The following is a 7369-nucleotide window of genomic DNA, read 5'->3' on the forward strand; positions in this document are numbered from 1 at the left end:
CTGTTTTGGGGGAAATCACTTTTTTTGGGGGAAGAAAGAGGGGCCCCCCCCCCCCCTGGGCGGCCCCCCGGGGGGGGCCGGGCGCCCCGGGGGAGGCGCGGGCGAGGCCGCCGGCGCTACGCGCCGGCTGCCAGAGGGACCTTCGGTCCCTCGCTGGAGTCAGCCGGCCGGAGCGAAGCGGAGGCCGGCTGACGAGGCTGGGGAGGCGTGAGGTGCGGTCGCGGTGCTGTGCGGGGCGGGACTCAAAGGGGCAGCCGCGAGGCGGGCGCAGACGACGTAAGCACCGCAGCGAGTGAGCGGAGCGAACGAGCGAGGAGCGCAACGAGTGTGCGCCCTCCTCGCGGCTGGGGATTTGTAGACGTCCTCCGCCGATCTGCCAGCAACCGTTTATAAGCGAGCGGCCGGGAAGTTGGAGAGATTCACTGCCGCCGCGACCGCGACGATTTATAAACAACCGGCTGAACTTCGTGCTTGAGCACCACCGGCACCGCGCAGTGATTTATAAATACACAATCTGTTTGCTGATGAGACACTGTTTGGCTCCGTTGAATTCCCTCTTTTCGTGTGTTCCTCGTCGGATTCGCTCAGTACGGGAGATCCACACGCCGACGGACCGTGGACCTGCCTAGTGGTAAGAACGACCGTCCGTCACCCGATGACGTACTCCGGGGCGAGGAACAGAATGGCGAGAAAACAGGCCAATACGAGGACGGCCGTGAGGCGCAGTAGACCGGCCGCCTGTCGTCGGGTTTTCGGAAGCGATTCGGCAATTCCGGACAGCGCGGTTCCGACGATAAAGAACAGTACCCACGGGACTACCGCTTCAGCCTCGCCGACGCTCCATGTATACACGAATAGACACAGGTAGCAGACCGACGCCCCGAACTGGACGAGTGAGACGGGCCGGCCCTGTGGCTCGTTGAACAGAACCTCGCTGACATAGGGGACCATAGCCGATGTGTTCCCGCTATCGATACTAAATGATGGCCCACTGTGATTCCAGTGGAACGTCGTCTCCCCTGCTACGCGGTTCTTACCGACCGGCCATCTCGGGCAAGAATCCGTCTGAAGGGCGGGATTTCGACGGAGTTACTACTTAAAACGGCCCCTTGCCGCCGCCCATCATGTCGCCGAGGCCGCCGCCCTCGCCGCCCATCTTCTTCATCATGCGCTGCATGTCGCCCTCGCCCATCCCCTGGAACTGGCCGATCGTCTCCTCCATCATCGAGTGCTGCTCTAAGAGCTGGCGGACCGTCTCCTCGTCGGTACCGGAGCCGCGGGCGATCCGCTCCGTGCGCGACTGGCCGACGACGCGGGGGTTCTCCAGCTCCTCCTCGGTCATCGAGTCCATGATGCGCTCGAAGCGGCGCATCCGGTCTTGGGTGACGTCCATCGCGTCGTCGGGCAGCTCGTCCATCATCCCGCCGCCGAGCCCGGGGATCATGTCCATCACCTGGTCGAGCGGCCCCATCTTGTTCATCGCGTCCATCTGCCGCTTCATGTCCTTCAGGGTGAACTCCCCCTGAAGCATGTCCTCCGGATCCCAGTCTTCGTCCTCCTCCTGGGTCTCCTGCATCGCGCGCTCGACGCGCTCGGAGAGCTGCTTGAGGTCGCCCATCCCGAGCAGCCGGGAGATGAACCCCGAGGGCTCGAACCGCTCGATGTCCTGAACGGTCTCGCCGGTCCCGAGGAAGGCGATCGAGGAGTCGGTCTCGTTGACCGCGGTCAGCGCGCCCCCGCCCTTCGCGGTCCCGTCGAGCTTGGTGATCACGACGCCCTCGATGCCGATCGACTCCTCGAACTGCCGGGCCTGCTCCTTGGCGCCCTGGCCGATCGCGGCGTCGAGGACGAGCAGCGAGCGGTCGGGGTCGACGACGCCCTCGATCTCTTCGATCTCGGCGATGAGGTCGTCTTCGAGCGCGTGGCGCCCGGCCGTGTCGACGATGTGGACGTCGGCGTCTTCGGTCGCTTCGAGCCCGTCGCGGGCGATCTGGACCGGGTCGTCGGCGTCGGGGTCGCCGTAGAAGTCGACTTCGGCGCGCTCGGACATCTGCTTCGCCTGATCGTACGCGCCGGGGCGGAAGGTGTCGGTCTGGATGACGGCGGGGCGGAGCCCCTTCTTCGAGAACCACCAGGCCATCTTCGCCGCGGAGGTGGTCTTCCCCGACCCTTGGAGGCCGGCGAGGAGGATCGTCTGGTTCTCCAGCGGGAGCTCGGTGGAGTCGCCGACCAGCTCGACCATCTCCTCGTAGACGATCTTGAGGACGTGGTCCTTCGCGGTGGTGCCGCCCGGCGGCTCCTCTTCGAGCGCGCGAGACTTGATCGAGTCCGACAGCTCCATCACGAGGGAGACGTCGACGTCGGCGGAGAGGAGGGAGCGCTGGATCTCCTTGACGATCTCCTCGACGTCGCTCTCGGAGAGTCGGGACTTCCCCTGGAGCTTGTCGAGGCTGCTCCGCAGGGACGTGCCGAGGTCGTCGAGTACCATTTGCCGGAGCTAGGCGGGCGACGCGGTAAAGCTTTGTTCGTCGGCGGTGGCGGGATACGTTTCGAGAGTGTAGTCAGTGGGGAGTGCGTTCCTCACCCTCGTCGCTCGCTTATAAATGGCTGCTGCTGGATCGACGGAGAATGCCTCTAAAGCCCCAGCCGCTCGCTTATAAATGGTCGAGTGCGGATCGGCGGTGAACACCGCCAAAGCCCCAGCCGCGAGGTGGGCGCACGTTCGCTGCGCTCCTCGGTCGCTCACTTCGTTCGCTCCCTGCGGTGCTTACGTCGCCTGCGCCCGCCTCGCGACTGCCCCTTTGAGTCCCAACCCCGCCCCGCACAGCAACCGCACCTCACGCCTCCCCAGCCTCGTCGGGCGCATCCTTCAGGCTCCCTTCGGTCGCCCTCGGAGCGCCCGACTCCCTCGCGCGTGCGACTCGCGCCCTGCGGGCGCTCGTCGGCACGCGCCACCGCGGAATGATCATAAATCAAAGTCGGTCCCTCAATCCGACGAGTTTCCGCTATCCGTCCGCCTCAGACCTCCTCCGCGATGTACCGCTCGATCCGCGTCACGAGCTCCGGGCGGAACGTCCAGAAGCCGTCCCAGACGTTCGGCTCGTCTTCGAGCGCGAGCAGCGCGACGTGGTCGCCGTCGCCGCCGTCCGGCGGCGTGAACACGACGAACCACGACCGCTGATACGGGTAGGAGGTCCCGGTGTGGACGGTGATCGGGAGCCCCGAGAGCGAGTCAGCGTCCCCGACGCCGTACACGTGGACGTCGACGCCGGTCCCGGCGACGCGCTCGTACACCTCCCGGGTACCGCGCTCGTCGTCGATCCGCGAGAGCCGCTGGAAGGAGGCCCGAAGCGTGCCGTCCCCGCGTTCGGCCGCGATCCGCTCTATCACCCGCGAGATGATGATGAGGAGGAGTTTTTCCTTGTTCGAGGTGGGGTAGCCGCGGACCCGAAACGGCACCTCGTCGAGTCCCTCGAACACGGCCGGGAGCGCGACCTCGTCGAGGTCGATCCCGCCGGTCTTGTACAGGTCGGAGTTGATGAGCAGCACCGATTCGAGCAGCTCGTCGAGGGTCGAGCGCGCGACGATCGACCCGTCCTCGACGAGCGCGACCACGTCGTCGTCCGCCCCGGAGTCGGCCCCGGCCTCGCTGATCGAGACGGGCTGGCCGTCGAGCAGCGAGTCGAGCAGGTTCCGGACCGGGTCCGGCGACGACCGGTTCAGGAGGACGAGATGCCGGTCCGGCGTTTCGAGCTCGTCGAAGAACGAACGGAGCGATTCGGCCATACCGCTATTCCGGCCGACCGAAACAAAGTCCTTACTCCCGGCCGCGCTCGTCGACGAGTCTTGCGCCCGCGGCGTCGATCCGACAGGCTTCGGGCTCGTACCCCGCGTCGGAGAGTCCGGTCCCGAGCGCGAAGACGGTGCGGCCGAGCATCGCCATGGCGGCGCCGAGGTCGTCGGAGTCGTCGCCTGCGACCGCGTCGACCGCCGCGATCGCCTCGGCCACCTCGGGCGCGAGGAGGTCCGCGTCGCGGGCGAACCCGCGGGCCGCGTCCATCAGCGTCGGGAGCCGCGGGTCCGCTCGGAGCCGGGTCAAGGCGTCCTCCCCGGCGGCGGAGAGCGCAGTCGTGTCGCCGCCCAACACCGCCTCCGTCGACAGTTCGCCGAACGTGACGTACTCGACGCGCGCGGTCGCCGGGACGCCGTCGAGCTCGCCGACTCCCGGCGCGCCCGGTTCGAGCCGGACGGGGACACCACCGCGCGCCTGCGCGACCACGTCGCCGAGGCCGGTCCCGCGGCCGACCTCCGCCGCGTGGGCGGTCCCGACGAGCTCGTTCTCGGAGCGGCCGCGGTCGAACGCGTCGTTCGCGGCGAGCGCGGCCCCCAGCGCCGCGGCGCCCGAGACGCCGAAGCCGGCGCCGATCGGGAGGTCGGTCTCGACGGCCACGTCGGCGCCGGACGCGTCGAGTTCGGCGAGGACGTCGTCGACCGCGCCGATCGACCCGGATTCGCCGTCGATAGTGCGCGAACCGATCCCGTCGCTCGCGTCGCCGTCACCCGCCGTCGCGTCGACCGCGCCGTCCGGGACCGACACGCGGACCGTCACGCCGTCGGTGAGCGTCACGCCGGCGCCGCGCGAGCCGGCGACCGCCGGGTCGTCGGCGGGGTGCGCGCTGAAGAAGGCGGTGACGTGGCCGGGGACGAACGCGGTCGCCCGCTGGCTGCTCATGTGGGCGTCGACGAGCGGACCGCGATTAACGGTTGTTATCCCGGACGGAGCGCGCGCGGGCGCAATCGGAAACCGTCGCCGCCGACACCGCAGGCCTAAGTACCGGCCGGCCGAAGCCGAGCCGTATGCGAAACCAGTTGCGCCCCGTCCTCGCGGCCCTGCTCGCGCTGGTCTTTCCGGGGCTCGGCCACCTCTCGTTGCGACGGTGGGGGCGGGCGCTGCTGTGGCACCTGACGATCGTCGGCGGCGGGGTCGCGCTGTTCGCGCTGTACGACGTCGAACCGGTCGACCCCTTCGCCGACCTCGCGGCGGTGTCGGCCGCGGTCCCCACCGACGTGGCGCTCCCCATCGTCCTCCTCTCCGCGCTGTCGGCGCTCGACGCGTACCTCGTCGGGCGGGCGGACGCAGCCGAGCGCGACCGCGTCGACGCCGCCGCCGAGGCGATGCGGCGGCGGGGCGCGAACGCGGACGACGACGACGGGCCGGGAAGCGGCCAGTCCCCGCCGGCCGCGGCCGTGGACGCCGAGGACGGGGAGCCGCTGGAGGTCACCTGTCCCAACTGCGGCAAAGCGGTCGACGCCGACCTCGACTTCTGTCACTGGTGTACCGAGCCCCTCCCGTGGGCCGAGCCGGACGACCGGTGACGCCGGCGCCGCGCCGTCGGTAACGGCGTTTCCCGCGGCCGCCTCGGTCCGTGAAGCGACCTCGGTCGTAGTTTCTCACGGCTGATAACTGAGAGCCAACTATCATATAACCCCGCCGAGAGGGTTCGGGTACGGACGCGAACGACGGACGGAAACATGAGTCTGAATCCACGACGATACGACGTACGGGAGCTGCGCCGGATCGCGGACGCGCCGCGAGACGGTGCGGACGGAGCGCCTCGGGAGCGGGCGCTCCGGCGGCCGAACCGGAACCGGGCCGAGCAGGCGGCGCGCTCGGCCGCGTTCACGGAGCTGCTCCAGCGTCAGCGTGGTGCGCGGTTGAACGGCGGCGAGAGCGGCGATCGGCCGTACCTGACGGCGATCCCGGCGTCGCCCGCGGCGGAACGCGAGATCGGCGAGTGGCTCGGCTACCTCGTCGACGTCGGCGGCCACGTGCGGAGCCGGGACGCGCTGTCCTACTACGGCGAGATCGACTGGGTCGGCGACGACGCGGTCGCGGCGCTTTCGCGCCGGCTGGAGGGGTTCGACGCCCCCACGCGCGACCGGCCGTTCACGCCCGCGGACCACCGGATCAGCCTCGTCTCCATCGTCCGGATCGCTTCGTGTGCGAGTGACCAATGAGCGACGACGAATCCACGGACATCAACGAATCGGACGAATCGGCTGCGGTCGGCGTGAAACTGGGCAGCACCCGCACGGTGCTCGACGTCCCCGACGGACGGGGCGGCCGCGAGCGCCACTCGGTGCTGACCTGCCTGGCGACCTACGAGGACGCCATCACCGGCGAGGAGAAGGTGCTGTTCGGCGAGGAGGCCGCGGTGGAGTACCCCGACCGCGTGCGCTTCATGCTGCGCTCGGGGCTCCCCGAGGACGACGACAGCGTCGCGGACGCGGAGCGCTTCTTCGAGGCGGTCGTGGACGCCCACGACGTGCCCGCGGACAGCGCGGTCGTCTACGCGGTGCCGACCATCGACAACGAGGCGGGCGTCGAGAACCTCAAGTCGGTGATCGAGGGCTCGTCGATCGGCGAGGTCGAGACGCGGAGCTACCCCGAGTCGCTGTGCGGGGCGATCCCCGCCTACGGCGACGACCTCGACGCGATCGACGAGGTGTTCGTCTCGGTGAACCTCGGCTCGACGACGATGGAGGCGTGCGCCTACCGGCGCGGCGAGCAGCTCTCGCCGTTCTCGACCGGCTCGGTGACGGGCAACGAGGTCGACCGCCGGATCGTCGCCGCCGTCGAGGAGGAGACCCAAGGGCGGGTCCACATCGACCGGACGACCGCCCGGGAGTACAAAGAGCAGCACGGCGACGTGTACGACTTCGAGCCGTTCACGGACGTGGTTCAACAGCCCGGGGGCGGGAGCCACGAGTTCACCGTCGACCGCGGCGTTCAGGAGCCGATCGACCGCTACATCGACGAGGCGGTCGACGTCGTCGCCAACGAGTTCCTCCCCGAGCTCGCGAACGACCACATGAAGCCCTACCAGCTGGCGCTCGGGCGCCCCCTCGCCGTCACCGGCGGCATGGCGTGTATCCCCGGGCTCACCGAGGAGTTCGAGAAGCGCCTCAGCGACGAGCTCGACCGCGACGTCGAGGTCGTCTCGCCCGACGAGCCCGCGCTCGCGGCCGCGGACGGCGCGGCGCGTATCGCGGAACGGCTCGTCTGAACGGCGCGCGAGCGGTTCGGTATTTTTCCATTTTTAAACCCCACAGTAGCCGATCCGCGCTACGCTGATCGAGACCAATTACGGTGGCGCGTGCCTGCGAGCGGCCGCCCCCGGCGGCCGCGAGACAGCACGCGCGAGGGAGTCGCGAGCGCTCTTAAGCGCGAGCGACGAGGCTGGGGAGGCGTGAGGTGCTGTGCGGTCGCGGTCGGGTGGGGCTCAAAGGGGCAGCCGGGAGGCCGCAGTACGCTCGTTGCGCTCCTCAGTCGCTCGCTTCGCTCGCTCCCTCCGGTGCTTACGTCGCC

At 69.2% G+C, this 7369-nt stretch carries 7 protein-coding genes; 3 read left to right on the forward strand and 4 right to left on the reverse strand.

What is annotated here, in order from left to right:
• Nucleotides 1–648: 648 nt before the first annotated feature.
• From AC4NMM_RS15040 to AC4NMM_RS15055, 4 genes are all read right to left on the reverse strand, one after another.
• Nucleotides 649–951 carry a DUF8011 family protein gene (locus AC4NMM_RS15040; protein WP_096393762.1) on the reverse strand — a complete coding sequence of 101 codons (303 nt, stop codon included), beginning with the start codon at nt 949–951 and terminating at the stop codon, nt 649–651.
• A gap of 145 nt (nt 952–1096) precedes the next feature.
• Entirely contained in the window at nt 1097–2488 is a 1392-nt protein-coding gene (locus tag AC4NMM_RS15045; RefSeq protein WP_096393763.1) for a signal recognition particle protein Srp54, read from the reverse strand.
• A gap of 530 nt (nt 2489–3018) precedes the next feature.
• Nucleotides 3019–3786, reverse strand: coding sequence for a DICT sensory domain-containing protein (locus AC4NMM_RS15050; RefSeq protein WP_096393765.1), 768 nt, complete (start codon nt 3784–3786; stop codon nt 3019–3021).
• A 31-nt stretch (nt 3787–3817) separates the two neighbouring features.
• A complete protein-coding gene (locus AC4NMM_RS15055; RefSeq protein ID WP_491924640.1) occupies nt 3818–4732 on the reverse strand; it encodes a pantoate kinase in 915 nt (304 codons plus the stop codon).
• A gap of 125 nt (nt 4733–4857) precedes the next feature.
• Between AC4NMM_RS15055 and AC4NMM_RS15060 the strand changes: the two genes are divergently transcribed.
• The 3 genes from AC4NMM_RS15060 to AC4NMM_RS15070 all read left to right on the forward strand — a co-directional run bounded on the left by AC4NMM_RS15060 (nt 4858) and on the right by AC4NMM_RS15070 (nt 7067).
• Entirely contained in the window at nt 4858–5376 is a 519-nt protein-coding gene (locus AC4NMM_RS15060; protein WP_491924641.1) for a DUF7575 domain-containing protein, read from the forward strand.
• 156 nt (nt 5377–5532) lie between these two features.
• Nucleotides 5533–6018, forward strand: a complete 486-nt coding sequence (locus AC4NMM_RS15065; RefSeq protein ID WP_491924642.1) for a FlaD/FlaE family flagellar protein — start codon at nt 5533–5535, stop codon at nt 6016–6018.
• Nucleotides 6015–7067: an actin-like salactin gene (locus AC4NMM_RS15070; RefSeq protein WP_096393769.1), complete on the forward strand. Its 1053-nt coding sequence runs from the start codon at nt 6015–6017 to the stop codon at nt 7065–7067. The genes AC4NMM_RS15065 and AC4NMM_RS15070 overlap by 4 nt, the downstream gene beginning before the upstream one ends.
• Nucleotides 7068–7369: the final 302 nt, after the last annotated feature.

The sequence above is a fragment of the Halorubrum sp. SD41 genome, from assembly GCF_058630335.1.

Bases quoted from the DNA above. Each gene is read 5' to 3' on its own strand.
- AC4NMM_RS15040 (WP_096393762.1), bottom strand. From the start codon at position 951: ATGGTCCCCTATGTCAGCGAGGTTCTGTTCAACGAGCCACAGGGCCGG.
- AC4NMM_RS15045 (WP_096393763.1), bottom strand. From the start codon at position 2,488: ATGGTACTCGACGACCTCGGCACGTCCCTGCGGAGCAGCCTCGACAAG.
- AC4NMM_RS15050 (WP_096393765.1), bottom strand. From the start codon at position 3,786: ATGGCCGAATCGCTCCGTTCGTTCTTCGACGAGCTCGAAACGCCGGAC.
- AC4NMM_RS15055 (WP_491924640.1), bottom strand. From the start codon at position 4,732: ATGAGCAGCCAGCGGGCGACCGCGTTCGTCCCCGGCCACGTCACCGCC.
- AC4NMM_RS15060 (WP_491924641.1), top strand. From the start codon at position 4,858: ATGCGAAACCAGTTGCGCCCCGTCCTCGCGGCCCTGCTCGCGCTGGTC.
- AC4NMM_RS15065 (WP_491924642.1), top strand. From the start codon at position 5,533: ATGAGTCTGAATCCACGACGATACGACGTACGGGAGCTGCGCCGGATC.
- AC4NMM_RS15070 (WP_096393769.1), top strand. From the start codon at position 6,015: ATGAGCGACGACGAATCCACGGACATCAACGAATCGGACGAATCGGCT.